This is a genomic window from Bradyrhizobium sp. TM239 (assembly GCF_036247985.1).
Taxonomy (GTDB): domain Bacteria; phylum Pseudomonadota; class Alphaproteobacteria; order Rhizobiales; family Xanthobacteraceae; genus Bradyrhizobium; species Bradyrhizobium ottawaense.
The window spans coordinates 73,106-98,627 of sequence record NZ_BTIR01000001.1 but is presented as its reverse complement, the minus strand read 5'-3'; the positions used below and the strand labels follow the sequence as shown (position 1 = coordinate 98,627).

The following is a 25,522-nucleotide window of genomic DNA, read 5'->3' as shown; positions in this document are numbered from 1 at the left end:
ATGCCGGTCCCCATTCTCCTGGTGACGGGCTTTCTGGGGGCGGGCAAGACCACGGTCGTCAATCACCTGCTGGCGCATGCGGAGGGGCGGCGGATCGCCGCAATCGTCAACGATTTCGGCGCCATCAACATCGATGCGGAGCTGATCGCGGGCGCCAGCGACGGCGTGGTCAGCCTCGCCAATGGCTGCATCTGCTGCTCGCTCGAGGGCGATCTGCTGCGCACGCTTTCGACACTGCTGCGGCGGGATCCGAAGCCCGACTATATCGTCATCGAGACCAGCGGCGTTGCCGATCCCGCCGACATCGTCCGCAATCTGATGGACCCCGTGATCCTGCGCGAGGCGCCGCTGGAGACGGTGCTGTGCGTGATCGACGCCGCGACGCCGCCCGCCGCCCTGGATGATGCTCTCCAGCGTTCGCAATTGCGCGTCGCCGACATCGTGGCCTTGACCAAGCTGGATCTGGCCGACGAGGGCGCGGGTGCGCGGATGCGTCAGGCCATCCGCGCCTTGCGCCTTCCCGCCGTGGTGGTCGATGCCCGGCATGGCGAGATTCCGTCCGCGCTGCTGTTCCCCGCGAATGTCGAGCGTGCGCCCGCGCCGCGTGATCCGGGCCCGAAACGACCGGCAGAGCAGCGCTTCGAGACGTTGAGCTGGACCTCGGACCGGCCGATCTCGCTGCCCCGCCTGCAGCAGGCCATCGGCAAGCTGGCGCCGAAGCTGGCGCGCGCCAAAGGCCTGTTCGAGACCATCGAGCAGCCCGGCCGCCAGATGGTGTTTCAATTCGCCGCCGGCCGCGCCACGCTCGCCCCTGGCGAGGCGCCGGCGGCAGGCGTGCCGCGGTCGCGGATCGTCTTCATCGCCGAGCTCGGCGTGCTCTCCAAGGCCGAGCTCGACGGCATCATGGATGCGTGCGTTGTCGAATGAAGCTGCAGTCTGTGCCGTCTCACGCGAACTGCGCGATGCCGTTTCCGACCGACCAGTTTTCAGCTGGGGCATCGAGCACGTTCACGAACACGTCCTCGGGCCGGATACCCGGGCTTTCGCCGAGGAGGTCCGCGATCCGGCGATACAGCGCCTTCTTCTGCTCCGGGGTGCGCGAGGCGAACACGGTGATCTGAATCAGCAGCGCGTCGTCGCTGCGTGCGACGCCGTAGGCATTGCCGCAGCGGAAATTCGCGGGCTCATGTTCGGTGATGGCCATGAACGCATCGTCGGCGGGCACGTTCAGCGCTTCGCGCATGGCGCGGTAGAGGCCGTCGAGAATCGCCTGCCGATAGGCTTGCGGCTTGCCGGCGCGCATCGAGATGTGGAGCAGAGGCATCGCGCGTCCCTTTGCATGCGGGTCCGACCAGCAGGGCGAATGCATACGCCACTGTTCGGCCCAGTGTTGAAACGGGCTATCAATTCCAACTGGTTTTTGACACGATGTCGAGAAAGCATGTTCTTGACGTCGTGTCAAATACTTCCAAAAGGAGCCGAGCTTGCGGCCGCGCGAATTCGATCATGACGAGGTCCTGCGCATTGCGTTCGACCAGTTCTGGCGCAAAGGCGTGCGCGGCACCTCGCTGTCGGACATCGCGCGCGATGCCGGCGTCCAGCGCGGCAGCCTCTACAATGCCTTCGGCAGCAAGGAAGCGCTGTTCCTGCAGGCCTATGATCGCTATGCGGGGGATTATCTCGCAGCGCTGCAGAAGGCGCTCGGCACGGGCTCCTTGCGCAAGCGCCTCACCGCGTTCTTCGAACTGACCATCACCAATTTCCGGTCGGGTACGCCGCCGCGCGGCTGTCCGACCACGCGCGGGCTGATGGAGCTCGGCGCCGCCGAAGGCGAGGGGCTGGACGAAGACGCGCGCAAGGCTCTTGCGGGCCTTATCGCGCGCATCACAGCGCTGGTTCAGGACACGTTGTCGGCAGGCGCCGAGCGCGGCGAGTTCAACGGCAATGCCGCGGCCGCGGCGCTACACATTGTCACCGTGACACGTGGCCTCGCCGTGCTCGAACGTGCCTTCGGCGACGAGCCGCAGTTGCACAAGATCGCCGCGCACACCATCGATCTCGTGCTCGGCAGGAAAGGCGGCTAGACGTCAGCACAGAGCGAGCGCGTTGACCGCCCGCGTTGCCGCAGCTTGCTTGCCGGAGCCGACGAACGCGCAGACGATGGATTCGAGCTCGCCCGGCTGCTTGCGGCGCGCGACCGCCAGCAACCGCATCAATTCCGTCTCGTCTTTCGACAGCCGACGACAGGACGGCGGCATGAAGCACAGCTCGCATGGCCGGCCGCTGCGCAGGATTCTGACCAGCGCGGCCACGCGCGCGACCAGCAGCGGACTGTCGGCAATATCAGGCGCCTCGTCGGCAAAGCGATAGGCGGCCTCCCAGCAATCGGAGGCGCCGGTGGTGTATGCCGCTCCGATGAAGCGGAACAGCGACAGCGCGACGCGGCAGAAATCGTCGTAGCTGTCGACGCCGGGGCGCGCCGCAAGCGCGGCCTGGAGCGGACAGAGCCGCGATTGGCCGGCGTCCGGCACAGAACCGCAAGTATCGGGGGGCATGATCGATCTCGTCAGTGCAATGTCGGGCTTCCGACCAGCCAGCTCTTCATCGCCATGGTCCGGTCATGGTCGAATGATCGCACCTGCCGGTCGGGCAGGATGAGACCTGCCATGCGGAAGATCGTGGCGAGCCCGCGGACGGGCGCCAGCGCCCAATCGGCGCCGACCGGCGGCAGCCAGCTCGCGAACCGTTCGCGCACGATGTCGATGCGATCCTGTTGTGCCGCGGCGATGGCGTGCAGAATCCCTTGCTCGCTGTCCGACATGCGCGGACAGGTCGGGCAGTGCACTTCGATCGCCGTATGGGCCGTGCAGGCGAAGATCTCGATGATGGATTCCAGCGAGAGCACGGCATCGCCCACGCGGAAATGGTCGTACACCTCCTGGATATCGGCTGCGGTCGGAACGGCGCCGCCGCTGCGTGCCTTGGCCCGGAATCCCCAGATGAAGAGCCGTTCCGCCGCGCTGAGCGCGGGAAGGTCGAGAGACCCTGGTGATGTCGATTGATGCATGAAACCTCTGGCCCTTGGCTGCGCTTACGCCACAGCTGGCGCTGATTGCCTGCATCGATCGTTCTGCCGGAGCCCGCTCCAAGTCAACGCTCGCAAGGGCGATATCGAGGTCTTCTAGTTTTGAAGAGGTTTATATTCGGAGGCGCGGGGCCGCATCGCAAGGGTGGTAAATCCGTGCGCAGACGCAGGCCTTCGGCGGCCGCTTCGGGAACCCGAATGCTTAAAGCTTTGCTAAGGGGATCGGGATAAATTGGTATGTCTGTCCCGCCAAATCTCGTGAGCTCCGATGATTTTCTCCCGCATCAGTTTCAAGCTGGTCCTGATTGTCGGCATCAGCCTGCTCGGCATGATCGCGCTGGCGCCGATCGCGCTGTCGACCCTGCGCACGCAGATGGTCGCCGATCGTCAGGCCAAGACGCAACATATGGTCGATGTCGGCTACGGCATCCTCGCGCATTACCGGAAGCTCGAGAGCGACGGAAAACTCCCGCGCGAACAGGCCCAGGCCGCCGCGATCGCCGAGATCAAGAGCCTGCGCTACGACAAGGTCGAGTATTTCTGGATCAACGACATGGCCCCGAAGATGGTCATGCATCCGATCAAGCCGGAGCTCGACGGCAAGGATCTCTCCGGCATGAAGGATCCCGCCGGCAACGCGCTGTTCATGGGCTTCGTCGACGTCGTCAAGAAGCAGGGCGCGGGCTTCTACGGCTACCTCTGGCCGAAGCCCGGCTTCGACCAGCCGGTCGGGAAAATCTCCTATGTGAAGGGCTTTGCGCCCTGGGGCTGGATCATCGGCACCGGCATTTATCTCGACGACGTCGACGCCGTGTTCCGCCAGGCCGCGACGACGTTCGGCTACGTCTGTCTGGCCGTGCTGGTCCTGGTCCTCGGCGCCTCCTTCGTGATCGGCCGCAGCGTGACCCGGCCACTGGCAAAGATCACCGCGCTCACCGAGCGGCTTGCCGCCGGCGACAGCGCGTTCGAGGTGCCCTATACCGACCGCAACAACGAGGTCGGCGCGCTCGCCAAGGCGCTCGCCGTGTTCAAGGACAATGCGTCGGCCGTCGGCCGGATGCACGCCGAGCAGCAGGAGGCGAAGCAGCTGGCCGACGGAGAGAAGCGCAAGGCGATGACCGATCTCGCCGGCAAGTTCGAGGCGAGCGTCCAGGCCGTCGTCCGCGATGTCTTCAACGAGGCGCGCGCGATGCAGCAGGCAGCCCAAGGCATGTCGGAAACCGCGGACAAGGCGACCGACCGCGCGAGCTTCATGGCTTCCGCCTGCCAGCAGGCCTCGAGCAACGTGCAGACGGTGGCCTCCGCCGCCGGCCAGCTGTCGTCCTCGATCTCGGAGATCAGCCAGCGCGTCGCACAGGCCGCGACGGTGGCCGACAAGGCCGCCGCGGACGGGCAGCGCACCAACGACACCGTGCAGGGGCTGGCCGCGGCCGCGCACAAGATCGGCGAGGTCATCGACCTCATCAACCAGATCGCCTCGCAGACCAATCTGCTCGCGCTCAACGCCACGATCGAGGCGGCGCGGGCGGGCGAAGCCGGCAAGGGCTTTGCGGTGGTTGCGAGCGAAGTGAAGTCGCTGGCGAGCCAGACCGCGAAGGCGACCGACGAGATCGGCGCGCAGATCACCGCGATCCAGGCCGAGACCAACCAGGTCGTCGGCAACATCGAGAGCATCCGCGCCACCATCATGGAGGTCAACGAGATCTCCTCGTCGATCGCCGCCGCGGTCGAGGAGCAGGGCGCCGCGACGCAGGCGATCGCCCACAGCGTGCAGGAGGCGGCCTCCGGCACCGACCAGGTCTCGCAGAACATCTCCGGCGTCAGCGACGCGACCGCGGCGACCGGCCAGGCCGCAGGCCTCGTGCTGCAATCGAGCGGCCGGTTGACGCAGAAGCTGCAATCGCTCGAAAACGAAGTCAGCGCTTTCGTCGCGGGCGTGCGGGCGGCCTAGATCCGGCGCTCGCTTGCGACACCGCGAAAATGCTTCGCGATGTCGGCACGTGTCGCCACCCAGACGCGGCCTTCGAGCCGCGCCAGTTCCGCGAGAATGGCCTTCACCGCGCGGAAACGCGCAGGCCGGCCGCAAATACGCAGGTGGAAGCCGACCGACAACATCGCGGAGCGGCCGCGTTCGGCCTCCTCGATCAGCGTCGCGAGCGCGGCGCTGACGTAACCGGAAAAATCATCCGGCTGCACGAAGCCGTTCGGATGGAAGAACTTCATGTCGTTGGTGTCGAAGCCGTAGGGCAGTATCAGCATTGATCCGTGCGGCGACCGGCTCCAATAGGGCAGGTCGTCGTCGAGTGCGTTGGAATCGTACGTGAAGCCGAGGTCGATCAGGACGTCACGCGTCCAGGCGCTCTGGCTGCCGCGGGTCATGAAGCCGACCGGCGTAACGCCGGTTGCGTGGGCAATGATGTTGCGCGTCTTCTCGATGTCGCGGCGTTCGGTCTCGGCATCGCCATAGAGCGCGTGCGGCAACCAGCGCCAGCCGTGCACGGCCGGCTCGTGTCCCGCTTCGATCACGGCTCGGGCGAGATCCGGGACGCGCTCGACCGCACGGCCGCACATCATGAAGGTCGAGCGTACCTTCGCGTCGGCGAAGGCGTCGAGGAAGCGCCACAGGCCGGCGCGCATGCCGTAATCGAACACCTGCTCCTGCACGAGATCGCGGACCCCAGGCGGCGATGTCGAAGCGACTTCGCCATAGCGCTCGGTGTCGGCGTCGCCCTGCTCGACGGCAAGCTCGGCGCCTTCCTCGAAATTCACCACCAGCGACACCGCGACGCGGGCGCCGTTCGGCCAGACGATATCCGGGCGCGCCCGCCCGTATCCGCGAAGATCGCGTTCGATCGGCATGGTCAGCGGCTCCCGATCTGGCGGCTGACGCCGCCGAAGATCTCGGCGCAGACGAGGCCGGCCAGCGTCAGCAGCACGATCACGCCGGAGACCGCGGCGACCCGGACGTCGAGGCTGCCTTCGAGGATCGCCCAGAGCTTGATCGGCAGGACCTCGGTGCGTGCATCGGCGAGGAACAGCGACACCGGCACATTGTCGAACGAGGTCAGGAACGCGACAGAGCAGCTCGCGACGATGCCGCGGCGGATCAGCGGCAGCGTGATGCGCCGGAACGTGTACCAGCTGCTGGCGCCGAGGCTGAGCGAGCAGGTGATCAGCACCGGATTGAGCTGCTGCACGGAAGCGCCGATCATTCTGATCACGAATGGCACGCAGATGACGGTGTGGCCGAGCACCAGCGTCGCCGCCGAAAGGCGAATGCCGAGCAGGTTGAAGACCAGCAGCAGCGACAGGCCGAACGCCATCGCAGGCAGCACCATCGGCGACATGAACAGCGCATCCAGCGCGCGAGCGATCTTGAGCTTGCTGCGCGCAAGTCCGAGCGCTGCCGCGCCGCCCAGGATCGCGGAGAGGATCGTCGCCGCCGCCGCGATCTTGAGGCTCGTCAGAGCGGGCTCGACGATCTCCTGCGATTGCAGCAGCTCGACATACCAGCGCAGCGACCAGCTCGGCGGCGGGAACTTCAGGGTGATGCCACCGGTGAAGGAAATAATGACAACGACCAGTGTCGGCGCCAATAGCAGCAGCATCCCGAGGCCGGTGATCGTGCCGACGACGCCCGAATACACTCGATCGACGAAGCTACGCTGCATCGACGCCTCGCACGTAGCGACGGGAGAGCGCACCGACGGCAAAGACGATGCCGGTCACGGCCAGCGTGAAGATCAGCGACAGCGCGGCCGAGAACGGCCAGTCCTGCACGCCAACCGCCTGCTGGTAGATATAGGAGGGCATCAGGATGATGCGTCCGCCGCCCACCAGCGTCTGGGTGATGAAGGCGGTCGCAGCCGCGGCAAAGACGAGCAGCCATCCGGCGATGGCGCCGGGCAGCGTCAGCGGCAGGATGACGGTGAGGAAGATGCGGGCGCGGCTTGCGCCGAGTCCTTCTGCCGCCCGCGTCAGGTTGCCGTCGAGTCGTAGCAGGCTGTTGATGACCGGCAGCGCCATCAACGGAAGCTGTATCTGGGTCAGCGCCAAAACCATGCCCTCCCAAGTGTAGAGCAGTCGGGCCGGCGCCTGCCAGAGGCCGAGCGACAGCATCGCCGAGTTGACGATGCCGTCGCGACCGAGGATGACGATCCAGGCAAAGGTGCGCACCACCGTGCTGGTCAGCAGCGGCAGCATGATCAAGAAAGTGATCAGGGTGCGCATGAACGGACCGCTCGCGGCATAGACGAGCGCGAGCGGATAGGCGAGGACCAGCGTCGCCAGCGCGACTTCAGCCCCTAACCATAACGTGTCCGTCAGCACCTTGATGCTGAACGGATCGGTGAAGAAGCGCATATATTGCGCCAGCGACAGGTCCGCGAACTGTGGGTTGCGGAACAGGCTGATCGCGACGAGCGCGAGCAGCGGCAGCACGAAGGCTGCGAAGAACAGTGTCGCCAGCGGGATCACCGGCAGCAGCTGTCTTGATGCGCTCGTGCTCGCTGGAATCATCTAGATCTTCACTTCCTTGCTGAAGCGGGTGATCCATTCGCCGCGCAGCGGCTGGAATTTGGTCCAGTCGAGCAGCACATTGTTGGAAACGAGTTCGTCGACGCTCTTGGCGACAGCGAGGTTCGCGCCGGTCAGCACGACCTTTCTGTTGGTCGGCATCATCACCCAGGGCGCCGCCTCGATCCCCTTTTGCGTTTCGGCTGACATCGCGGTGTCGAGATAGTCGAGCACCGCCTTCGCATTCTGGTTGTTCTTCACGATCTGCGCGCTGGTGCGGATCACGACGGCGCCTGATTTCGGCTTGGCGAAGGCAATATCGACCCCCTTGGCGGCGAGCAGCGCCACGTTGTTCCAGAAATTGAAGGCGATATCGATCTCACCTTGCTGGAACAGCGCAGCCAGCGCGCCCGGCGAGGCCGCGATCGCGCCGACGTTCGGCAGCAGCTTCTTCATCGCTTCGAAAGCCGGCTCGATGTTGGTCTCGGAGCCGCCGTTCAGCTTTGCGATCTCGACCATAAAGGCGGTGCCGAGGCTCGAGCCGAGCCCGGTGATGCCGACGCGGCCCTTGTATTCTGGCTTCCAGAGGTCCTCCCACGAGGTCGGCGGCGTCGTGATCTTCTTCGGGTTGTAGGCGATGCCGATCAACTGACAGGTGATGACAGGGGCGTAACCGTCGGGATGGCGGAACGCGCTCGGAATGTCGGCAAAGGATTTTGATTGCTCGGCCGGGAACTTCTCTAGCACGCCGCTCGCAATCGCGGGGATCAGCGGGCCCTCGTCGAACAGCACCACGTCGAAGGGCGGCGCGTTGCGCGAGGCCTGAATCTTGCCGATCTGGTCGACACCGAGCAGGGGCGTAAAGGTGACGCTGCTGTCGCTGGTCTTCTTGAAGGCCGGCCCGACCACGGCGCGAAACGCTTCGTCAAAGCTGCCGGGATACGTCGTCGCCACGATCGAGGTGGCGGCGCGCGATGATGTCGGCCATCCGAGGCGTGCTGCCGCAAGAGCGGCCGAACCGGTCGTGAGCAGCGATCTCCGGGATAGGCTCATGTCAAACACTCCTTTGCTGATGGTCTTGGACGCCGTCGGCCGGCGTGCTGAAAATGCTGACGCGTGAGACGTCGGAGATCGCGAGCCAGGCGGTTGATCCCGTCTGCGCCTTCGCGATGCCGGCGGCGCGCGCCTGGCTGATCTTCACGGCCTCGCCGCTCGCCGTGAGTCCCTCGGTGACGCTGACCGCGCCGAGCGGTACGGTGGCGCGGATCGTGACGGGAATGGCGCCGGGTCGGTCAGCGGCGCCGAATGCGATGTTCTCGGGTCGCACCGAGATCGTCACCGGCGTGCCGCGCCGTCGTTGCGCGGAGCGCCCGAGGTCGATCTCTGGACCCGCCTCCAGCAACACGCGGTCCGCCTCAGTGACGGTGCCGCGCAGCAAGTTGGTGTGGCCGATGAAGCTTGAGATGAAGAGGCTGGCCGGGTGGTCGTAGAGCGCGTCTGGGTTGTCGATCTGCTCGACGCGTCCCTTGTTGAGGACGACGATGCGGTCGGCCATCGAGAGCGCCTCCTCCTGGTCGTGCGTGACGATGATGGAGGTGACGCCGAACGTCTTCAGCAGGCTCTTGATCTCGATCTGCATGTCGAGGCGCAGATTCTTGTCGAGCGCCGAGAACGGCTCGTCGAGCAGGACGAGGCCTGGATCGATCGCGAGCGCGCGCGCCAGCGCCACGCGCTGCTGCTGTCCGCCGGACAGCTCTCCGGGCAGCCGGCGCGCGAACGTCGTCATCTGAACGAGGCCGAGCATCTGCTCGACCTTGGCAGAGACCGTGGCGCCGGGCGTCTTGCGCGCCCGCAACCCGTAGGCAACATTCTCGAACACGGTGAGATGCGGAAACAGGGCGTAGTTCTGGAACACCATGCCAATACGGCGGCGGTTCGCCGGGATGTGCTCGACCCGTGCACCGTCGAAGCGGACTTCCCCCCTGGACGGACGCAGGAAGCCGGCGATGATCTGGAGCATCGTGGTCTTGCCGCAGCCTGACGGCCCGAGCAGTGCGATCAGCTCTCCGGCTGCGACGGCAAGATCGATCTCGTCCAGCGCGACCGTTGCGCCGAAAGCATGGCCGATGTCCTTCAGATCCAGCGAATGTCCGCGCACGTCACTCAACGTCAGCTCCGTCGTTGGCGTTGTCCTGCCGGAGGGTCGTCAGCAAGCGCCGTGCCAATGCAGGCGGTTCGCCAACACATTGTAAATACGCCGGTAATTAATTGTCGCCAAATATTGGCGCCAATATGATGGCTATATTGTAAACAAGCGTTGGCCTCGTTTGTATAAAAAATAGGCTGCGGCAACACTCCAGAATCCTATAAAAGCGAGGCATGAAGCGAACCCGCCCCCTCAAGCGCCCGCGGAAGCGCCCCGCGCCGAAACACGGGGAGCCAGATGCCGTCGATCCGCGCAGCATCGACGATGATCCGGTGGTCCAGGGCATCCTGACCGCGATCAGCCAGAAGCGGCTCAAGCCCGGCGCCAAGCTCGGCGAGGATAAGCTTGCTTCTGCCTTTGGCACGACGCGGATTCACATCCGGCAGGCGCTTGCCCATCTCGCCTCGCGCAAGGTGGTGATGCAGATCCCCAACCGCGGGGCGTTCGTGTACCGGCCGAGTTGGGAGGAGGCGCAGGACATCTTCGCCGCGCGCCGCATCATCGAGGTCGCCGCGGTCGCCGCGGCGGTCGACCGATTGGACAAGTCCGGCAGAGCCGCGCTGAAGGCGCACATGGAGCTGGAGGCGCGCCACGATCGCAACGACCGCTGGGCCTCGCTGTCGCTCACGGCGGAATTCCATATCCTGGTCGCCAAGCTTGCGGGCAACCGCGTTCTGTTGGACATGTCGCGCGAGCTGATACTGCGGACATCGCTGGCGATCGCGACATTCGAGCAGCCGGGCGAACCGGATTGCTCGCCGGACGCGCACCCGGACATCGGGGCGTTGATCCTCGCCCGGGACAAGGCGGGCGCGATCCATGCGATGCGTCATCACCTCGAGGAGATGGAACGGCGGATCAGCCAGCAGGGGGACAAGGACGAGGTCGACGAATTCACCGCGATCTTCAAGGAGATCGGTGCGCGCTCACGGGCCGGCGCCTGACATGTCAGGCCGTCGCATCCTCCTGATCAATCCGAACAGCCTCGAGGCGACCACAGCGATGATGGTCGCCATTGCGAGGCCCGCAGTTCCCGACAGCTTCGACATCGTCGGCGCTACGGCAACACGCGCTCCCCAAATGATCGTGTCGGCGGATGCGCTGGACGCGGCTGCGTCCGAGGTCGAGGAGATCGCGAGCGCGCATTGGAACCTTTGCGACGGCATGATCGTCGCTGCGTTCGGCGACCCGGGCCTTGCCGGGATCAAGAGCGCGCTGAAGCTGCCTGCGGTCGGCATCGGCGAGGCGTCGATGCTCGCGGCGGCCGAAGGTGGTCGTCGCTTTGGCGTGGCGACCACGACGCCGCTGCTCGAGGCGAAGATCGACGCCTTGCCTGAAGCGCTGGGCTTGCGATCCAGCTATATGGGAACGCGCTTCGCCGATGGTGATCCGCACGAGCTGATGCGCGATTCGGAACGGCTGCGCGCGGCCCTTGCCGGCGCGGTCGAAGCCTGCATCGTGCAGGACGGAGCTGAGGCTGTGATCATCGGTGGGGGGCCGCTCGGCGAGGCTGCGCGAACGCTTCAGCCGATGTTCACCGTGCCGATCATCGCGCCGATCCCGTCTGCCGTGGCGCGGATTATTTGCCTCATCGCAGCGCGTGCAGCCGGCTGATATTCCGGCCCGCGGGAGCGGTCACCGCAACTGGCTTCCCCAGCCTTGACGGCAGCGGCTAAAGTGAAGAAGCAGGATCATCGAACCTGCCGACCCGCTCCGCTTGCGGGCATGGAGACCGCCGCATGTCGTTCAAGAGACTCCTGATCGCCAATCGCGGCGAGATCGCCATTCGCATCGCGCGCGCGGCGGCCGACGCTGGCATCGCCACCGTCGCGATCCATCCCGCTGATGATGCGCTGTCGCTGCACGTGCGTGTTGCCGACGAAGCGGTCGAAATCCCCGGCCGTGGCGCCAGGGCCTATCTCGACATCGATGCGGTGGTGACGGCGGCACAGAGCGTGGGGTGCGATGCCGTGCATCCCGGCTACGGCTTCCTCAGTGAGAACGCTGCGTTCGCCAAGGCCTGCGCCGATGCAGGCCTCACCTTTGTCGGGCCGAAGCCGGCGGCGCTCGAATTGTTCGGCGACAAGGTCGCGGCACGGCAACTGGCAAAGCGTTGCGGCGTGCCGATCATTGCCGGCACCAGCGGGCCTTCCTCGCTGGAGGAGATCACGGCGTTCTTCGCTTCCCTAGGCAGCAATGCTGCGATCGTGATCAAGGCCATGGCCGGCGGCGGTGGGCGCGGCATGCGCGTCGTCGAGAACGCGGCCGATCTCACGGAGGCCTATGCGCGCTGCCAGTCCGAGGCCAAGGCTGCCTTCGGCTTCGACGGTGTCTATGCCGAGCGGCTGATCCGGCAGGCGCGCCATATCGAGGTGCAGATCATCGGCGACAAGCACGGCGCGATCTCCCATCTCTGGGAGCGCGAATGCACCATCCAGCGCCGGCACCAGAAGCTGATCGAGGTCGCGCCGAGCCCCTCGCTGAGCGAGCCCTTGCGCGGCCGTATCATCGAGGCGGCCAAGCAGCTTGCGACGGCAGCGATTTACGACAATCTCGGCACCTTCGAGTTCCTGGTCGACGGCACCGCCGAGGACAGCTTTGCCTTCATCGAGGCCAATCCGCGGCTCCAGGTCGAGCACACCGTGACCGAGGAAGTGCTCGGGCTCGACCTCGTCCGCGCCCAGCTCGCGGTCGCATCAGGCGCAACGCTGTCCTCGCTTGGCCTTGCGCAGGGATCGATCCCGAAGCCGCGCGGCTATGCCATGCAGCTCCGCGTCAACATGGAGACGCTGGACGAGACCGGCGCGACGCATCCGACCGGCGGCGTGCTCGCTGTGTTCGAGCCGCCGTCAGGGCCGGGCGTGCGCGTCGACAGTTTTGGTTACGCCGGCTACAAGACCAGCGCGGCCTTCGACTCGCTCCTCGCGAAAGTCATCGTGCATACGCCGGGCGAAGCCTGGCATGATGTCGTTGCAAAAGCCTCGCGTGCCCTGCGCGAGTTCCGGATCGACGGCGTGGTCACCAATATCGCCTTCCTGCAGGCGGTGCTGGCGCATCCTGATTTCAGGACCAACCGCATCGCGACCGACTTCATCGACCGCAATATCGCAAAGCTCGTCGATGCCGCCGACGGTGCGGCCAAGCCGCTTTACTTTGCGCCGACCGAAGGAAGTGGCGTTTACGGCGCGGAGACGCATGTCGCGCAGATCGTGCCTGAAGGCACGGTGATGGTCGCTGCACCCTTGCAAGGAACCATCGTCACCATTCAGGTGAAGGAGGGCGAGATCGTGCGCCCCGGCCAGCAGCTCGCCGTGATCGAGTCCATGAAGATGGAGCATCTCGTGATGGCCGAGCAGGGCGGCCGGGTGACAAAACTCGCCGCCGGCGACGGCGCCACGCTGCTGCATGGCGAGGCGATCCTCTATCTGGAGCCGCTCGACGTTGCGGCTGACAGCACGACGGCCGAAGCCGATATCGATCTCGACCACATCCGCCCCGATCTTGCCGAGCTGATCGCGCGCCAGGCCAACACGCTGGATGCGAATCGCCCCGCCTCGGTCGAGCGCCGCCGCAACACCAACCAGCGCACCGCGCGCGAGAATGTCGCCCAGCTCGTCGACGACGGCTCGTTCATGGAATATGGCAGCCTCGCGATCGCGGCGCAGCGCCGCCGGCGCAAGCTCGACGATCTCATCAAGAACACGCCGGCCGACGGTCTCGTGATGGGCGTCGCCACGGTGAATGGCGAGAAGTTCGGCCCCGAGGGCGCGCGCTGCATCGTCGTGGCCTACGACTACACCGTGCTCGCGGGCACGCAGGGCCACATGAACCACAAGAAGATTGACCGCATGCTGACGCTTGCGGAAGACTGGCGCGTCCCGCTGGTGTTCTACGCCGAGGGCGGCGGCGGCCGGCCCGGCGACACCGACCGGCTCGGCATGACCGGTCTCGACGGTCCGTCCTTCGTGCAGTTCGCAAGGCTCTCCGGCCTCGTGCCCGTGATTGGTGTCGTCTCCGGCTATTGCTTCGCCGGCAACGCCGCGATGCTCGGCTGCTGCGACGTGATCATCGCGACCAAAAATGCTTCGATCGGCATGGGCGGCCCCGCGATGATCGAGGGCGGCGGCCTCGGCGTCTATCACCCGGCCGAGGTCGGCCCTGTCTCGTTCCAATCGCCGAACGGCGTCATCGACATCCTGGTCGAGGACGAGGAGGAAGCGACGAAGGTCGCGCAAAAATACCTGTCCTATTTCCAGGGTGCGGTGACGGAGTGGCAGGCCGCCGACCAGCGCCTGCTGCGCCGCGCCATCCCCGAGAACCGCCTGCGCGTCTACGATATCCGCAGCGTCATCGATCTCGTCGCCGACAAGGATTCCGTTCTGGAGCTGCGCCGCGACTACGGCGTCGGCATGATCACCGCGCTGATCCGCATCGAAGGCAAGCCGTTCGGCCTGATCGCCAACAATCCGCGCCATCTCGGCGGCGCCATCGATGCCGATGCAGGCGACAAGGCCGCGCGCTTCCTCCAGCTCTGCGACGCCTTCGACTTGCCCGTCGTCTCGCTCTGCGACACGCCCGGCTTCATGGTTGGTCCGGAAGCGGAGAAAACCGCGATCGTGCGCCACGTCTCCCGCATGTTCGTCACAGGCGCGAGCCTCACCGTGCCGCTGTTCGGCATCGTGCTGCGCAAGGGCTATGGCCTGGGCGCGCAGTCGATGATCGGCGGCGGCTTCCACGCCTCGTTCTTCACCGCGGCCTGGCCGACCGGCGAGTTCGGCGGCATGGGGCTGGAGGGGTACGTCCGCCTCGGCTTCCGCAAGGAGATGGAAGCCATCGCCGACCCCGAGGAGCGCGAGACCTATTACCGCAACAAGGTCGCCGAGCTCTATGCCAACGGCAAGGCGGTCTCGATCGCCTCGGTGTTCGAGATCGACAACGTCATCGACCCCGCCGAGACGCGGCGCTGGATCATGGCCGGACTCCGTTCGGTGCCGAAGCCGCCGGCCAGGGCCGGGAAGAAGCGGCCGTGCATCGATACGTGGTGAGGGCGGTGCAGCAATAGCTGCGTCCCGGTTCCGGATTGACATCCCCGCCTGTGGTGCCAGACTTTGCACAATAATACAGGGTGGAGACGTCCGCGATGGCCAGCCTGTCGGCCTCGAACCATGTCGCCCGCGTCTTGTCCGTCGCCAATCAATTGGCCGACGTCGATGCCTCTTCGCGCATTGCCGATTCCTGGCGGCGTTGCCTGATCGGCCACAAGCTCGACCCCGCCCGCCAGGGACCGCCGCAGACGCTGACTGAAGCCGAGGTCCGGCATGTCGCCGAACCGATGGAGCAGCTGATCCGGCTGGCGACGCCGGAGCTCGAAGACCTCGCGCGGGTGCTGCGCGAGGCCGGCTATTGCGTCAATCTCGCCGATCCCAGCGCCACGATGCTGTGGAGCCGGCTGCCCGGCCCGGCCGATACTGAAATATTCATGCGCTGGAAGGTCTATACCGGCTCGAATTTTTCCGAGGCTTTCGAAGGCACCAACGGGCTCGGCACCGCGCTCGCGGAGCAGAAGCCGATCCTGGTGCATCGTGACGAGCATTTTCGCGCGCAGTGGCACATGTTCTCCTGCGCTGTGGCACCGCTGTTCGACCAGGCCGGTCGCCTCGCCGGTGCCGTGAACATCACCTCTTGCCGAGAGGATCTCGAGCGCGCTGCGCATCAGCTCGCGCTCGCGGTGACGATGGAGGCGACGCGGCGCATGGAGGGCGCGATCTTCCGCGGTCATTTCCGCAACGCCTGGATCGCGACCGTGCCGGGCGACGGCGGCAGCGGTCTGCTCGCCTATGACGACGATCGCCGCATCGTTGGCGCCTGCCGTTCGGCGCGCGCGCTGCTGGGCCTCACCGACGGCTTGATCGCATCCGGCATCGACCTGTCGCGCTACCTCAAATTCGATCATCATGCCGCCCGCGGCGCGGACGGTGTCGTTGAGCTGCGCCGCGCCGACGGCAGTGGGATCGGGCAGGGGCATGTTGCGCCGCCGCTGCGGGCGAGATCATCGGCGCGTCCGCATGCGCCGCGCCGCGATGAGCCCGTCGATCGCTTCGACGCGCTGCATCGGCTCGCCGGCCGCGATCCCGGGCTGATCAGAAGCGTGAAGCGGCTCCGAAGCATAGGCGATCACAATCTGCCCGTGCTGCTGTACGGCGAAACCGGCGTCGGCAAGGATGTGTTCGCGCGCGCCATTCACGCCGCGAGCTGCCGGGCGCGCAGCAATTATGTCGCGCTGAACTGCGCGGCGATGCCGGAGAGCCTGATCGACGCCGAGCTGTTCGGCTACGAGGCCGGCGCGTTCACCGGCGCACGGCGCGACGGCTCGAAAGGGCTGATCGTGCAGGCCGATGGCGGCACCCTGTTCCTCGACGAGATCGGCGACATGCCGATCGCGCTGCAGACGCGCTTGCTCCGCGTGCTGGAGAACCGCGAGGTCTGGCCGCTCGGCGCGCTCAAGCCTGTCGCCGTCGACATCCGCCTGATCAGCGCCACCCACCGCGATCTCGGCCGCATGGCCGAGGAGGGCGCCTTCCGCGCCGATCTCTATTTCCGCCTGCGCGGCCTCGAGGTACGGCTGCCGGCACTGCGCGAGCGCGCCGACCGGGACGACGTCATTCGCCAGATCGCGCGCGAGGAGGCGCCGAACTGTCGCCTCTCGGATGAAGCGTGGGCGCGACTCTCGGCCTATTCCTATCCCGGCAACATGCGCCAGCTCCGCCACGTGCTGCGGCTCGCCGGCTGCACGGCGGAGAACGGCGTCATCACCGATGCGGATCTGGATCTGCCGCCGTTCGGCGGGCGGGTTGAGCCCGACCTTGAAGCCGCCGAGCGCGCCACGATCGTCGAGGCCTTGCGCAAGCACGGTGGACGCGTGACCGATGCAGCTCGGGCGCTGAAGCTGAGCCGAGCGACGCTCTATCGGAAGATCAAGCTGCTGAAGATCGAGACAACGCAATAGCGGTCTCTGTCCCAAATCACAGACGTCGTAGGGTGGGCAAAGGCGCACTTGCGCCGTGCCCAGGTCTTCTCGTTTAGGACCTCACACGTGGGCACGCTTCCGCCTTCGCTCTTCGAGCTACGGCGGACAAGTCGCTTTGCCCACCCTACGATATCTGTAGTCGTGGATCGCTTGCGTGGCGCCTCTTACGAAAAATCCGTCCAGCTCAGATGCCGTGAATCGAGGTCGCCGACCGTCACCGTTTCGCGCATCTCCTGCGGCGTGTGGAAACTGCTGCGCAGGTACACCAGCGGCGCGGCGGACGCCAGATGCGACACGCCGCGGACTTCGCCGACGAAGATCGAATGCGTCGTCGTCTCGAATTCCTGCGCCAGCACGCAATCGAATGCGGCCACCGCATCCGTCAGCACCGGCGCGCCGGTCGCACCCCGCGTCCACTGGCCGAACGCAAAGCGGTCGTCGCCGTTGACGCCCTTCTGGCCGCTGAAGGTGAGCGCGAGCAGCGCGTGATCCTCGTGCAGGAAATTGATTGCGAAGGCGCCTTCCTCGCGGATGCGTGCATGCGCGCTGGCGTTGCGGTTGACGCAGACGATCAGTGATGGCGGATTGTCCGACAGCGAGCAGGCCGAGGTCACCGTCAATCCCGTGCGCTTGCCGTGCTCGGCGCCGACCGTGACCAGCGCGACGGCGCCGGCACATTGGCGCATCGCCTGCTTGAAATCCTTTGCGTCCACGCTCACGCCGAGGCCTCCGAAATGGATGCGGGTGCGGCACGATCGCGCCGCACCCGCCGAGCGTCAAGCCGCCTTCTTCGCGGAGCCGAGATGCGCAAGGCGCGGCATCACCTCGTTCTTCAGCAGCGAGAGCGAGTGGTGCCAGGCTTCCGCCTTGTGCTTGTAGTCGAAGCCGAACACCAGCAGCACGCCGAAGCCGCCGACCTCGTCGTAGATCTTCTCGATCTTCTCGGCGACAGTCGCGGGCGAGCCGACGATCCAGTTCCGCTTGGCGCAATATTCGACGGTGACGTCGCTGTCGGGCACATCAGGGGCGTGCTTGAGATAATCCTTGAAGCCGAAATGGCCGAGCAGCGGCAGGAAGTACTCGCCCATCATCCGGCCCATCATGTCGCCGGTCGAGAGCTTCCAGGCCTCTTCGTCGGTGTCGGCGACACACACCTCGCGCACCAGGCGCCAGTCCTGCCGGTTCGGCTTGCGCCCGGTCTTGGCGGCGCCGATCTCGACGGAGTCCCAGTGGCTGGAGACATAGGCCGGGTTGAGATTGAGGCTCATCGGGATGAAGCCGCGCTCGCCCGCGAGCTTCAGCGTGTCCGAGTTCTTCGACAGCCCGGCAACGCCGATCGGCGGATGCGGCGCCTGCAGCGGCTTGATGTGGGGCTTGAGGAAGTCGAACATCGTGTCAGGCTTGGTCACGGTCCAGAACTTGCCCTTGTGGGTGAAGGGCGCCGGCTCGGTCCACAGCTTCAGGATGATCTCCAGCGCCTCGCGCGTCATGTCGCGGTTCTGGCCGCTCATGCCGTCGACGTTGAACATCGCCCAGTCGCTCGGCAGGCCGCTCGCCGCGACGCCGAAATTGAGCCGACCCTCGGAGAGATGGTCGAGCATCGCGACGCGGTTGGCGAGCTCGGCCGGGTGGTGATAGGGCAGCAGGAATCCGCCGGGCCCGATGCGAAGCTTCTTGGTCTGCATCAACGCCTGTGCGATCAGAAGGTCCGGCGTGGGATTGGGTTCCCAGGGCGCGGTGTGGTGCTCGCCGACCCAGGCCTCCTGATAGCCGAGCTCGTCGAGCCAGCGCATGACCTGCAGGTCCCAGTCGTTCCCTTCCTTCAGGCCGCACTCCGGCGGGTGCGAAGGCATCGTGAAATAGCCGATCTCCATGGGTTTCCTCATCTGATGTTGACGCGTCTTGTCGCGCGTTGACGGAGTTGAGCGGAAAGGCTTCAGCAAGCGTTGTGCCAGCGCGGGGCGGCCTCAGATCGCAGAGAAAGGGCTGGTTTGCCCGCGCAATAGCCGGTATCCCGGCACAGACCCGCAAGATGTCGTCTCATTGTCGCGAGACAGCGTCCCGGCGGTGAGACGAGGACAGTTTCGAATGACCGAACCCGCTTATGTCGCGGTGGACTGGGGCACCAGCAGCTTTCGCCTGTGGCTGGTCGACCGCGCCGGCGAGGTGCTGACGGAGCGCCGCAGCGGCGAGGGCATGCTGGCGGCGGCGAAGGCCGGCTTTGCCGCCGTGCTGCGATCGCATCTTGCGGCGGTCGAAGCGCCGGATCATCTGCCGGTTCTGGTCTGCGGCATGGCCGGTGCCAGGAACGGCTGGGTCGAAGCCGGCTATGTCGACACCCCGGCACCGCTCTCGGCAATCCTGAAGCAGGCCGTGCGCGTCCCCGGCGAGGCGCGCGACATCCGCATCCTGCCCGGCATCGCGCAGCGCGATGCAGCCGCCCCCGACGTCATGCGCGGCGAGGAAACGCAGCTGCTCGGCGCGCTCGGCCTCGATGCCGCCGGCGAGGCGCTGGTCTGCATGCCCGGCACGCATTCGAAATGGGTGCGGGTGAGGGACGGCATCGTCGAGCGCTTTTCCACCTTCATGACCAGCGAGCTGTTCAGCGTCGTCGCGCGCGAGACCATCCTGTCGTTGGCGGTCGCCGGCGCCGACGAGGCCGAGGACGTCGCGAGCTTCAAGGCAGCGGTGAAAGCCGCGTATGAGGCGCCGGCCTTCGCCGCCAATCTCTTGTTCGGTGCGCGCTCGCGCCAGCTGCTGTTCGGCGGCACGCCGGCCGCGGCGCGCGAGACGCTGTCGGGCACGTTGATCGGCGTCGAGCTGGCGGCGGGGCTTTCCGGCGTTGTGCCGAAAGCCGGCATCACGCTGATTGCCTCGGGGCGGCTTGCGATGCTGTACCGGCTGGCGTTCGAGGCGCTGTCGGTCAACGCTGATACGGTCGATGCGGACGAAGCCGTTCGCCGCGGCCTGTCGATGGCGGCTGCCGCGATCTGGACGAAATCAAAGGATCTTTGAGATGACCATTCCCTTTCCGCCGATGAAGCGGCCGCTGGTTGCGATCCTGCGCGGCGTCAAGCCGGAGGAGACCGAGGCGATCGTCGGCGTGCTGATCGAAGCCGGCATGACCGCGATCGAGATTCCCCTGAACTCGCCAGATCCGTTCCGCTCCATCGCAATGGCGGTGAAGCTGGCGCCTCCGGGCGTGCTGATCGGCGCCGGCACGGTGCTGGCCACCGCGGACGTCGATCGTCTCAACGACGTCGGCGGCAGGCTGATGGTCTCGCCGAATGTGGACACGCAGGTGCTCGTGCGTGCGCATCAGTACGCCATGGTCACGCTACCCGGCGTGTTCTCGCCGACCGAGGCGCTGCTTGCCGCGCGCTCCGGCGCATCCGGCCTGAAGTTCTTCCCGGCCAACGTGCTAGGTGCCTCCGGCATCGCCGCGATCCGCGCCGTGCTGCCGGCTGGCGTGATGATCGCGGCCGTCGGCGGCGTCTCCGATCAGAATTTTGCGGAGTACATCATGGGCGGCGTGACCGCCTTCGGGCTCGGCTCCAGCCTCTACAAGCCCGGCATGAGCGCAGCCGACGTCGCCGCGCGCGCGAAGGCGACGATCGCGGCTTACGATCGGGCGATCGCGAAAGACTGAGACGGCAATGACCTAGCCGTGACCCGGTCATGGCTTATTGTGCCTCATTGTGTTCGCGATGCTGCTGTTCACGCATCGTATGGATGACTGGCGACAGCAGGAGACCGACATGGCGATCAACAACGTGGCCGATCTGTTCGTGGCAACGCTCGAACAGGCCGGCGTCAAGCGCATCTACGGCATCGTCGGCGACAGCTTGAACGCCCTGACCGAGGCCCTGCGGCGCCGTGGCACGATCGAATGGATCCATGTCCGCCACGAGGAGGTCGCAGCGTTTGCCGCCGCCGGCGAAGCCGAGATGACCGGCAGCCTTGCGGTGTGCGCGGGCTCCTGCGGTCCCGGCAATCTGCATCTGATCAACGGGCTGTTCGACGCGCATCGCAGCCGCGTCCCCGTGCTGGCGATCGCAGCGCAGATCCCGACCGCCGAGATCGGCGGCGGCTATTTCCAGGAGACCCATCCGCAGAACCTGTTCCGCGAATGCAGCCATTATTGCGAGCTGGTCTCCGACCCGAGCCAGCTTCCCTTTGTGCTGGAGAACGCAATCCGCGCGGCGGTGGGCCTGCGCGGCGTCGCCGTCGTCGCCATGCCCGGCGATGTCGCGTTTCGCAGCCCGGCCAAGCGCGCGCTGTCGACCACGCGCGGCCTCAACGTGGCGGCGCCGAAGGTGGTGCCGCAGGCGGATGAGCTGCAGGCGCTCGCCGATCTCCTCAACGGCGCCGAGCGCATCACCCTGTTCTGCGGCCGCGGCTGCGCCGGCGCGCATGCACCCTTGATGCAGCTCGCGGAGACGCTGAAGAGCCCGATCGTGCATGCGCTCGGCGGCAAGGAGCACGTCGAGTACGACAACCCTTACGACGTCGGCATGACCGGCTTCATCGGATTCTCCTCGGGCTACGCCGCCATGCACGCCTGCGACGCGCTGGTGATGCTCGGTACGGACTTTCCCTACAAGCAGTTCTTCCCTGATGATGCGAAGGTCGCGCAGATCGACATCCGCCCGGAAAATCTCGGACGACGCTGCAAGATCGATCTCGGCCTCGTCGGCGACGTCAAGCTCACCATCGAGGCGCTGCTGCCGCTGCTGAAAGCAAAGACGCAGCGCAAGCATCTCGACGACGCCGTCGCGCATTACAGGAAGGCGCGCGAGGGCCTGGATTCGCTCGCCAGGGGCACGCCGGGAAGCAAGCCGATCCATCCGCAATACCTCGCCAAGGTCATCAGCGACCATGCCTCCGACGATGCGGTCTTCACCGCCGATGTCGGCACGCCCACAGTGTGGGCCGCGCGCTATCTCGACATGAACGGCCGCCGCCGGCTGGTCGGCTCCTTCGTGTACGGCTCGATGGCCAACGCGATGCCGCAGGCGATCGGCGCGCAGGCCGCCCAGCCCGGTCGCCAGGTGATCTCGCTCTCCGGCGACGGCGGCTTCACCATGCTGATGGGCGATCTGATCACGCTGACGCAAGAGAAGCTGCCGGTGAAGGTCGTGATCTTCAACAACGGCGTGCTCGGCTTCGTCGCGCTGGAGATGAAGGCGGCGGGCTTCGTCGACACCAATGTCGACCTGGAGAATCCCGATTTCGCCGCGATGGCGCGCGCGATGGGCATCTTTGCCAAGCGTGTCGAAGACCCGGGCGAGCTTCCCGGTGCCGTCAAGGAGATCCTCGCCCATGACGGGCCGGCGCTGCTCGACGTCGTCACCGCCAAGCAGGAGCTGTCGATGCCGCCGACCATCACCACCGAACAAGTCAAGGGTTTCAGCCTCTGGGTCCTGCGCGCGGTGATGAATGGCCGCGGCGACGAGGTGCTCGACCTCGCCAAGACGAACCTCTTGCCGCGCTAGCCCCGCTTCACCGAAGGCGCGGGCAGTTGCTCCTGGCGGCGCTGGAAGCGCTGCCAGTGCAGCACGCTGCCGATCAGCAGGGCCGGCACGAAGCCGAGCGCGATCAGGAAGTGCGGCAGCTGCGTCGGCGAGACGAAGGCGATCGCGATGTCCGAGATCAGCCAGAGCGCTGCGAACATCACCGCGAAATCCGTTCGCGCGCAGCGCAAATAGTAGAACACGGCGGTGATGACGATCGCGGGGCCGATCGCAACCCCGATCATCACCGCGGTCAGCTCCTTCGGCGTCAGCGCGTCGAGCATCATCGCGGCCAGCAGCCAGAGTGCGGCGAACATGGCGATGATGTCGAGCGGATGCCGCAATCCAATACCTCTCGCGGGGACGCGCTATCGTTGTGGCCGGCGCTGCGGCCGTCAAGTCAAAAAGCGCTCATTCCTCGTCACGTCCGGGCGTCGGGCGCAGCATGAAATGGCCGAAGGCGGTGGCGATCGGCTTGTCCGCATCGTCCTGCCAGGCGCGCGCCTCGAAGGCGACGATACGCCGGCCCTGCTTGACGATCGAGACGTTGGCAAACGTGTCGAGCGCACGGCCGGAGCGCAAATAGTTGACGGTGAGCCCGATTGGCTTGGGCGGCGCGGCGGCGCCGAGCTCGCGCGCCACGCCGATGACGGCCGTGGTCTCGAGGAAGGCGCCGGTCATGCCGCCGTGGATCGCGGGCAGGATCGGGTTGCCGATGATTTGCGGCGAGAACGGCATCGTCAGCGTGCCGTCGTCATTGAGGCGGATGCCGAGGGCGCGCGCGAACGGGCTGCGCGCGAATGGTCCATCCGGATCCTCCGGCGCCTCCAGCACCGGGATGCTGCGCGCATCCATCCGGCGGTCGGCAAGCATGTTGGTGCGGTTGGCGCCGATCATGAAGCAGGCGGTCGCGGTCGCCACCGGGTCGTCCTCGGACTCCTGATAGGCGGTGGAGCGCACGAAGGCGATCGAGCGCGTGGTGCGATAGCAGACCGAATGCGCCTTGATGTCGAGGCCCGGCGTCGCCGGCTTCTGGTAGTCGATGCGCAGGTCCAGGGTCGCAATCGCGCGCGTGCCGTCGAGCGCAAGCTGCACCGCCATGCCGCAACTCTCGTCCAGCATCGCGGTGACGACGCCGCCATGCAGCACGCCGGTCTCGGTGTCGCCGACGAAGACGGGACGATAGGGCAGGCTCGACCAGGCCTCGGCCGGCGCAAAGCGGTCGAGCTGGAGCCCGCTGATATGGCCGTAATCGGAGCGGCGGCCCTGGACGGCGTCGGCGAGTTCCTCGAACGGGAGCGTGGTCGGTATGGTGCTCATGGGAAGGTTCTAGACCAGTGTCGGGCGCCGCGCAAAACCCCGAATTGGCCTCGACAGAGCAGGCAGAAGCACCGATGGTGGGCGCTTCGTTCGCCGACTAGCCGCAAGGAGCGCCCATGGCCGACCCCGAAACGCCCGCCAACAATCAGGGGCCCGTCACCATTTCGAGCTCCAGCTCGGAGCGGGCGCCGATCATCTATTTCGACGGCGCGTCCTGCTTCGGCCATCACAACGGCGCGATCCAGATCGAGCTCGCCGCGAACTTGCTGATGCCGGTCGGCGCGGCCGTCAGGGTCGACGTGATCCAGACCGCGCATCTGCGCTGCAGCGTCGCCGCAGCGCTTGCGCTGCGCGAAGCCCTCGACAAGGCGCTGGCGATGTTCCGGCAGGGCCAGCAGCAGCCGGTGACGGAGGAGATCCCCGCGGTGAAGAATTGAGATCGCAATTGACAGCGATTTATCTTTGCGCCACCTTCCGTACAGGTTGATACGACCTGCCGGTTGCACCCTCTGTGGAATGGTGAACGTATCGAGCCCTCATCGGCCTCCCCTTTGCCCGAGCGACCGGATCAGCAACGCAACCGCCTGACACACCTGGATCGCTCATGCAGAGGACGAACCGATGCGCGATTTTCGCGATGCCAAGGCTATGGCGCAGACCCTGCGCGAATCTCTGACCAGCAAGGCCGTCACCGTCAGTCACAGCGAAAGCCTCGAACTTGTCTCGAGAATGCTCGGCGTTGCCGACTGGAACACGTTGTCGGCGCTGCTTCACGCCGAGCGGCGTGATACGGCGGCGCCGATTGCGAGGCTCAAAACGACAACAGCGCTTTATCCCGCCGTTCCGCTCCGCGATCTCGTTCCGTTTCCAAATGCGACATACCCGATGTTTGTGGGCCGAGAGAGCTCCTTCCAGGCCCTGAACCAGGCATTTGACGGCGCACGCGAGGTCGTGCTGGCGGTCCAGCGGGAGGCGGGCGTCGATGATCCCCGATTTGCCGATGTCTACGAGATCGGCATCGTGGCCCAACTGCTCGAACTCGAACCGCTCGCCGATGGCACGTTCAGGGTGCTGACGCGAGGACTGCGGCGTGTCGAGCTACGCAGCTTCGCTACCGAATCGGCCGCCTATTGGGCCGAGGCGGTCGACGTCAGCGAGGGAGTTGCCCGCAATGCAAGGGATCTCATCCGAAGGATCTATCAGCGCTTCCAGGATTACACGGCGGTTCACGGAATTATAGTCCCCGACATCTGGCTGTTCTTCGATCAAACCCGTGATCCCGGACAGATCGCCGATACCGTTGCGACGCGGATGAAGTTGCCGATCAAGGACAAGTACGAGCTGTTGGCAACACTCGATCCCGCGAAGCGGCTCGAGCGCATCGAGGCACTGCTTGACCTGCCGCAGCGCCCGGTTTCAGCAAATTATGCGACTACGATACGGAAGGCGCTCAATCACGCCGACCGCCGTCACCATCAATACGCGACACTTGAGCATTTGCTACTCGCGCTGATCGATGATGCGGAAGCATCCGCCGTGATGCGGGCCTGCGACGCCGATCTCGCCGGCCTGAGGCAGGGACTCGTGCAATATCTCGACGACGATCTCAAACATATCGTGACGGAGGTCGGGAGCGCCGAGCCCACGGCGGCATTCAATCGCGTCGATCAGCGCGCCGCGCTCCACGCCCAGGAGATGGGTTACACTGCCGTGACCGGCGCCAACGCCCTAATTGCCCTGTTTCCGGAAACACGAAGCCCCGCCGCGCGCCTGCTTGCAGAGCACGGCGTCTCGCGCGGGCGCGCCGACAAGGCGATCGCGCGAGGTGTTGGCAAGGAGATGGGCTAAGCAATCCC

24 protein-coding genes are annotated in these 25,522 nt (G+C 66.0%); 12 read left to right on the top strand and 12 right to left on the bottom strand.

Annotated features, from left to right (window positions below):
- On the top strand, window positions 1–927 hold the full coding sequence (locus tag AABA84_RS00450) for a CobW family GTP-binding protein (protein WP_338310898.1): 927 nt from the start codon (window positions 1–3) through the stop codon (window positions 925–927).
- 19 nt (window positions 928–946) lie between these two features.
- Here AABA84_RS00450 and AABA84_RS00445 read toward each other — a convergent pair whose 3' ends face one another.
- Window positions 947–1,324, bottom strand: a complete 378-nt coding sequence (locus AABA84_RS00445; RefSeq protein WP_338310897.1) for a tautomerase family protein — start codon at window positions 1,322–1,324, stop codon at window positions 947–949.
- 160 nt (window positions 1,325–1,484) lie between these two features.
- Between AABA84_RS00445 and AABA84_RS00440 the strand changes: the two genes are divergently transcribed.
- Window positions 1,485–2,084: a TetR/AcrR family transcriptional regulator gene (locus AABA84_RS00440; protein ID WP_338310896.1), complete on the top strand. Its 600-nt coding sequence runs from the start codon at window positions 1,485–1,487 to the stop codon at window positions 2,082–2,084.
- Window positions 2,085–2,087: 3 nt separating this feature from the next.
- Here AABA84_RS00440 and AABA84_RS00435 read toward each other — a convergent pair whose 3' ends face one another.
- Both AABA84_RS00435 and AABA84_RS00430 read right to left on the bottom strand, forming a co-directional pair.
- Window positions 2,088–2,555 (bottom strand): hypothetical protein, encoded by a 468-nt coding sequence (locus AABA84_RS00435; protein WP_338310895.1) that lies wholly within the window; start codon window positions 2,553–2,555, stop codon window positions 2,088–2,090.
- An 11-nt stretch (window positions 2,556–2,566) separates the two neighbouring features.
- Window positions 2,567–3,067 (bottom strand): hypothetical protein, encoded by a 501-nt coding sequence (locus AABA84_RS00430; RefSeq protein WP_212248287.1) that lies wholly within the window; start codon window positions 3,065–3,067, stop codon window positions 2,567–2,569.
- A gap of 286 nt (window positions 3,068–3,353) precedes the next feature.
- On the opposite strand from AABA84_RS00430, the gene AABA84_RS00425 reads away from it, so the two are divergent.
- On the top strand, window positions 3,354–5,036 hold the full coding sequence (locus AABA84_RS00425; protein WP_338310894.1) for a methyl-accepting chemotaxis protein: 1,683 nt from the start codon (window positions 3,354–3,356) through the stop codon (window positions 5,034–5,036).
- Here AABA84_RS00425 and AABA84_RS00420 read toward each other — a convergent pair.
- From AABA84_RS00420 to AABA84_RS00400, 5 genes are read right to left on the bottom strand one after another with little or no spacing between them, the layout of a single operon-like run.
- Window positions 5,033–5,944, bottom strand: a complete 912-nt coding sequence (locus AABA84_RS00420) for a polysaccharide deacetylase family protein (RefSeq protein ID WP_338310893.1) — start codon at window positions 5,942–5,944, stop codon at window positions 5,033–5,035. The two genes, AABA84_RS00425 and AABA84_RS00420, sit on opposite strands and share 4 nt — an antisense overlap.
- A 2-nt stretch (window positions 5,945–5,946) precedes the next feature.
- A complete protein-coding gene (locus AABA84_RS00415) occupies window positions 5,947–6,756 on the bottom strand; it encodes an ABC transporter permease (protein WP_338310892.1) in 810 nt (269 codons plus the stop codon).
- Complete coding sequence (locus tag AABA84_RS00410) at window positions 6,746–7,603, bottom strand: ABC transporter permease (protein ID WP_338310891.1); 858 nt, start codon at window positions 7,601–7,603, stop codon at window positions 6,746–6,748. Before AABA84_RS00410 ends, AABA84_RS00415 begins: the two co-directional genes overlap by 11 nt.
- Window positions 7,604–8,653, bottom strand: coding sequence for an ABC transporter substrate-binding protein (locus AABA84_RS00405; protein WP_338308647.1), 1,050 nt, complete (start codon window positions 8,651–8,653; stop codon window positions 7,604–7,606).
- Between the two features lies 1 nt (window position 8,654).
- Window positions 8,655–9,767: an ABC transporter ATP-binding protein gene (locus AABA84_RS00400; RefSeq protein WP_445083384.1), complete on the bottom strand. Its 1,113-nt coding sequence runs from the start codon at window positions 9,765–9,767 to the stop codon at window positions 8,655–8,657.
- A gap of 212 nt (window positions 9,768–9,979) precedes the next feature.
- Here AABA84_RS00400 and AABA84_RS00395 point away from each other — a divergent pair, with 212 nt between their 5' ends.
- From AABA84_RS00395 to AABA84_RS00380, 4 genes are all read left to right on the top strand, one after another.
- The gene (locus AABA84_RS00395) at window positions 9,980–10,750 is read left to right on the top strand and encodes a GntR family transcriptional regulator (RefSeq protein WP_338308646.1); all 771 of its coding nucleotides are present in this window, start codon (window positions 9,980–9,982) and stop codon (window positions 10,748–10,750) included.
- Window position 10,751: 1 nt separating this feature from the next.
- Window positions 10,752–11,420, top strand: coding sequence for an aspartate/glutamate racemase family protein (locus tag AABA84_RS00390; RefSeq protein ID WP_212248280.1), 669 nt, complete (start codon window positions 10,752–10,754; stop codon window positions 11,418–11,420).
- 125 nt (window positions 11,421–11,545) lie between these two features.
- The gene (locus tag AABA84_RS00385; RefSeq protein WP_338310890.1) at window positions 11,546–14,851 is read left to right on the top strand and encodes an acetyl-CoA carboxylase family protein; all 3,306 of its coding nucleotides are present in this window, start codon (window positions 11,546–11,548) and stop codon (window positions 14,849–14,851) included.
- Between the two features lie 95 nt (window positions 14,852–14,946).
- Window positions 14,947–16,812 (top strand): sigma-54-dependent Fis family transcriptional regulator, encoded by a 1,866-nt coding sequence (locus AABA84_RS00380; protein ID WP_338310889.1) that lies wholly within the window; start codon window positions 14,947–14,949, stop codon window positions 16,810–16,812.
- A 185-nt stretch (window positions 16,813–16,997) separates the two neighbouring features.
- Here AABA84_RS00380 and AABA84_RS00375 read toward each other — a convergent pair whose 3' ends face one another.
- Both AABA84_RS00375 and AABA84_RS00370 read right to left on the bottom strand, forming a co-directional pair.
- Entirely contained in the window at window positions 16,998–17,552 is a 555-nt protein-coding gene (locus tag AABA84_RS00375) for a flavin reductase family protein (protein ID WP_212248277.1), read from the bottom strand.
- Between the two features lie 57 nt (window positions 17,553–17,609).
- Complete coding sequence (locus tag AABA84_RS00370) at window positions 17,610–18,707, bottom strand: LLM class flavin-dependent oxidoreductase (protein WP_212248451.1); 1,098 nt, start codon at window positions 18,705–18,707, stop codon at window positions 17,610–17,612.
- A 214-nt stretch (window positions 18,708–18,921) separates the two neighbouring features.
- On the opposite strand from AABA84_RS00370, the gene AABA84_RS00365 reads away from it, so the two are divergent.
- The 3 genes from AABA84_RS00365 to poxB all read left to right on the top strand — a co-directional run bounded on the left by AABA84_RS00365 (window position 18,922) and on the right by poxB (window position 22,328).
- Window positions 18,922–19,848, top strand: a complete 927-nt coding sequence (locus AABA84_RS00365) for a 2-dehydro-3-deoxygalactonokinase (protein ID WP_338310888.1) — start codon at window positions 18,922–18,924, stop codon at window positions 19,846–19,848.
- Between the two features lies 1 nt (window position 19,849).
- Window positions 19,850–20,482, top strand: coding sequence for a 2-dehydro-3-deoxy-6-phosphogalactonate aldolase (locus AABA84_RS00360; protein ID WP_212248275.1), 633 nt, complete (start codon window positions 19,850–19,852; stop codon window positions 20,480–20,482).
- Between the two features lie 109 nt (window positions 20,483–20,591).
- Complete coding sequence (poxB, locus tag AABA84_RS00355; RefSeq protein ID WP_338310886.1) at window positions 20,592–22,328, top strand: ubiquinone-dependent pyruvate dehydrogenase; 1,737 nt, start codon at window positions 20,592–20,594, stop codon at window positions 22,326–22,328.
- Here the strand turns inward: poxB and AABA84_RS00350 are convergent.
- Complete coding sequence (locus AABA84_RS00350; RefSeq protein ID WP_212248273.1) at window positions 22,325–22,690, bottom strand: hypothetical protein; 366 nt, start codon at window positions 22,688–22,690, stop codon at window positions 22,325–22,327. The two genes, poxB and AABA84_RS00350, sit on opposite strands and share 4 nt — an antisense overlap.
- A 67-nt stretch (window positions 22,691–22,757) precedes the next feature.
- Window positions 22,758–23,666 (bottom strand): PaaI family thioesterase, encoded by a 909-nt coding sequence (locus AABA84_RS00345; RefSeq protein WP_338310885.1) that lies wholly within the window; start codon window positions 23,664–23,666, stop codon window positions 22,758–22,760.
- 116 nt (window positions 23,667–23,782) lie between these two features.
- Here AABA84_RS00345 and AABA84_RS00340 point away from each other — a divergent pair, with 116 nt between their 5' ends.
- Both AABA84_RS00340 and AABA84_RS00335 read left to right on the top strand, forming a co-directional pair.
- Window positions 23,783–24,103, top strand: coding sequence for a hypothetical protein (locus AABA84_RS00340; protein ID WP_028140433.1), 321 nt, complete (start codon window positions 23,783–23,785; stop codon window positions 24,101–24,103).
- 184 nt (window positions 24,104–24,287) lie between these two features.
- Window positions 24,288–25,514 (top strand): LON peptidase substrate-binding domain-containing protein, encoded by a 1,227-nt coding sequence (locus AABA84_RS00335; protein ID WP_338310884.1) that lies wholly within the window; start codon window positions 24,288–24,290, stop codon window positions 25,512–25,514.
- Window positions 25,515–25,522 lie beyond the last annotated feature (8 nt).

What these genes read in the sequence shown, in the direction of transcription:
- AABA84_RS00380 (WP_338310889.1), top strand. Translation starts at nt 14,947, where the DNA reads ATGGCCAGCCTGTCGGCCTCGAACCATGTCGCCCGCGTCTTGTCCGTC.
- AABA84_RS00445 (WP_338310897.1), bottom strand. Translation starts at nt 1,324, where the DNA reads ATGCCTCTGCTCCACATCTCGATGCGCGCCGGCAAGCCGCAAGCCTAT.
- AABA84_RS00345 (WP_338310885.1), bottom strand. Translation starts at nt 23,666, where the DNA reads ATGAGCACCATACCGACCACGCTCCCGTTCGAGGAACTCGCCGACGCC.
- AABA84_RS00425 (WP_338310894.1), top strand. Translation starts at nt 3,354, where the DNA reads ATGATTTTCTCCCGCATCAGTTTCAAGCTGGTCCTGATTGTCGGCATC.
- AABA84_RS00390 (WP_212248280.1), top strand. Translation starts at nt 10,752, where the DNA reads ATGTCAGGCCGTCGCATCCTCCTGATCAATCCGAACAGCCTCGAGGCG.
- AABA84_RS00340 (WP_028140433.1), top strand. Translation starts at nt 23,783, where the DNA reads ATGGCCGACCCCGAAACGCCCGCCAACAATCAGGGGCCCGTCACCATT.
- poxB (WP_338310886.1), top strand. Translation starts at nt 20,592, where the DNA reads ATGGCGATCAACAACGTGGCCGATCTGTTCGTGGCAACGCTCGAACAG.
- AABA84_RS00450 (WP_338310898.1), top strand. Translation starts at nt 1, where the DNA reads ATGCCGGTCCCCATTCTCCTGGTGACGGGCTTTCTGGGGGCGGGCAAG.
- AABA84_RS00385 (WP_338310890.1), top strand. Translation starts at nt 11,546, where the DNA reads ATGTCGTTCAAGAGACTCCTGATCGCCAATCGCGGCGAGATCGCCATT.
- AABA84_RS00370 (WP_212248451.1), bottom strand. Translation starts at nt 18,707, where the DNA reads ATGGAGATCGGCTATTTCACGATGCCTTCGCACCCGCCGGAGTGCGGC.
- AABA84_RS00415 (WP_338310892.1), bottom strand. Translation starts at nt 6,756, where the DNA reads ATGCAGCGTAGCTTCGTCGATCGAGTGTATTCGGGCGTCGTCGGCACG.
- AABA84_RS00420 (WP_338310893.1), bottom strand. Translation starts at nt 5,944, where the DNA reads ATGCCGATCGAACGCGATCTTCGCGGATACGGGCGGGCGCGCCCGGAT.
- AABA84_RS00365 (WP_338310888.1), top strand. Translation starts at nt 18,922, where the DNA reads ATGACCGAACCCGCTTATGTCGCGGTGGACTGGGGCACCAGCAGCTTT.
- AABA84_RS00430 (WP_212248287.1), bottom strand. Translation starts at nt 3,067, where the DNA reads ATGCATCAATCGACATCACCAGGGTCTCTCGACCTTCCCGCGCTCAGC.
- AABA84_RS00435 (WP_338310895.1), bottom strand. Translation starts at nt 2,555, where the DNA reads ATGCCCCCCGATACTTGCGGTTCTGTGCCGGACGCCGGCCAATCGCGG.
- AABA84_RS00360 (WP_212248275.1), top strand. Translation starts at nt 19,850, where the DNA reads ATGACCATTCCCTTTCCGCCGATGAAGCGGCCGCTGGTTGCGATCCTG.
- AABA84_RS00405 (WP_338308647.1), bottom strand. Translation starts at nt 8,653, where the DNA reads ATGAGCCTATCCCGGAGATCGCTGCTCACGACCGGTTCGGCCGCTCTT.
- AABA84_RS00395 (WP_338308646.1), top strand. Translation starts at nt 9,980, where the DNA reads ATGAAGCGAACCCGCCCCCTCAAGCGCCCGCGGAAGCGCCCCGCGCCG.
- AABA84_RS00335 (WP_338310884.1), top strand. Translation starts at nt 24,288, where the DNA reads ATGCGCGATTTTCGCGATGCCAAGGCTATGGCGCAGACCCTGCGCGAA.
- AABA84_RS00410 (WP_338310891.1), bottom strand. Translation starts at nt 7,603, where the DNA reads ATGATTCCAGCGAGCACGAGCGCATCAAGACAGCTGCTGCCGGTGATC.